This is a genomic window from Staphylococcus rostri, assembly GCF_002902145.1.
Classification (GTDB): domain Bacteria; phylum Bacillota; class Bacilli; order Staphylococcales; family Staphylococcaceae; genus Staphylococcus; species Staphylococcus rostri.
Window position 1 is genome coordinate 1 of sequence record NZ_PPRF01000007.1, and the last position, 222, is coordinate 222.

Here is a 222-nt window from a genome sequence, read left to right on the forward strand (position 1 = left end):
ATACAAAAGGTCTTCCAGAAGGTACAACAGTTAAAGATGTAACACCAGAAGGATCAATCGATACTGATAAACCAGGTGAGTACACAGGTAAAGTAGAAGTAACATACCCAGATGGCTCAAAAGATACAGTAGATGTACCAGTTACTGTTACAGAAAAAGCTAAAACACAAGCTGAACAAAATGATCCAACAGCGACACCAGAAGTGGTAGAGCAAGGTGGAA

At 39.6% G+C, this 222-nt stretch carries 1 protein-coding gene; it reads left to right on the top strand.

Annotation, left to right across the window (positions count from 1 at the left end; translation table 11 throughout):
- Nucleotides 1–222 (top strand): Rib/alpha-like domain-containing protein (locus CD122_RS00880; protein ID WP_206167734.1); only part of this gene is annotated, 222 nt, incomplete at both ends.